Raw genomic sequence first — 1,304 nt, forward strand, 5'->3', positions numbered from 1 at the left:
CGGGCCGCCCGCCCGGGCGGCAGCCGATCCGGTCAGCCCCGGCGGGTCGCCCGCTCGGCCGCCGACACCAACGCGTGGCGGGCGTCGGCGCTGACCTCGGCGACCAGCTCGGCCGCCGGCAGGTCCCGGGCCAGGGGGTGCGCCTGGCCCGCCCAGAGGTTGGGCACCGAGGCGTCCCCGTCGCGCCGCGCGGCGGCCAGCAGCGGGCGGGTCAGGTGCAGCACCTGCGGGTAGCCGGCCGGCGCCGCCGCGTCGTGGCGGCGCAGGAAGTCGTTGACCACGCCGCGAGCCCGCTTGCCGGTGTACGCCCGGGTCAGGGCGGTCGGCTCGGAGCTGGCCACCGCCGCCCGGTGCATCGGCGACGTGCCCGCCTCCGGGCAGCGCAGGAACGCCGTGCCGAGCTGCGCCGCGGCCGCGCCAGCGGCGAGCACCGCCGCCACCCCGGGGCCGTCGACGATGCCGCCGGCGGCCACCAGCGGCACCTCGCAGCCGGCGGCGACCAGCCGGAGCAGCGGCAGCAGCCCGTAGTCGTCGTCGTCCGGCAGGCCACCGCGATGCCCACCGGCCTCGGTGCCCTGCACCACCACGGCGTGCACGCCGAGCGCGGCGGCGGCCGTGGCGGCGGCCGGCCGGGTGACGGTGGCCCACACCTCGGTGCCCCGCTCCCGCAGCGCGGCCACCGCCGCCCGATCCGGCAACCCGAAGACGAACGACACCACCGGGACCGGGTCCGCGAGCAGCATGGCCAGCTTGTCCGGGTACCCGTCGTCGCCGCCCACCGGCTCGCCCAGGGTCACGCCGTGCTGGCCGGCCTGCGGGGTGAGCCGGTCGGCGTACGCCCGGATGGCGGCCTCGTCGACGGCGCCGGTCGCGGGCAGGAAGAGGTTGACCCCGAACGGCCGGTCGGTGCGGGCCCGGACCTCGGCGATGTCGGCGGCCAACCGGCCGGCGTCGATCATCCCGGCGGCCAGGAAGCCCAACCCGCCGGCGGTGGAGACGGCGGACACGAGCGCCGGCGTGGACGGGCCACCGGCCATCGGGGCGGCGACGATCGGGTGGCGCAACGCGGACAGCAGGGACATCCACCCATCCTGTCCTACCGACCCTCGCGTTCGGCCGTCACCTTCGGACCGTGTGTCGCCGCCACAGCACACCGGCCACCCCGACCAGCGCCAGCAGCGCCCCGGCGCCGGCTGCCAGTGGCCAGGTCGGTTCGCCCTCGGCGGCCACCTGCTCCGTCGCCGGGCGGGCGGCGGTGGGTGACGGCGGGCCGGCGGGGGCGCTGTCTCTTATACACCTCTCCG

1 protein-coding gene and 1 pseudogene are annotated in these 1,304 nt (G+C 78.7%); both read right to left on the reverse strand.

Going from position 1 to position 1,304, the window contains the following annotated elements:
* Positions 1–32: 32 nt before the first annotated feature.
* Positions 33–1,082 carry a nitronate monooxygenase gene (locus tag DKT68_RS00115; protein ID WP_109815417.1) on the reverse strand — a complete coding sequence of 350 codons (1,050 nt, stop codon included), beginning with the start codon at positions 1,080–1,082 and terminating at the stop codon, positions 33–35.
* Positions 1,083–1,119: 37 nt separating this feature from the next.
* Positions 1,120–1,304, reverse strand: a pseudogene (locus tag DKT68_RS31020) (hypothetical protein); the annotation flags it as partial.

It is taken from the genome of Micromonospora acroterricola, from assembly GCF_003172955.1.
GTDB classification, from domain to species: Bacteria; Actinomycetota; Actinomycetes; order Mycobacteriales; family Micromonosporaceae; genus Micromonospora; species Micromonospora acroterricola.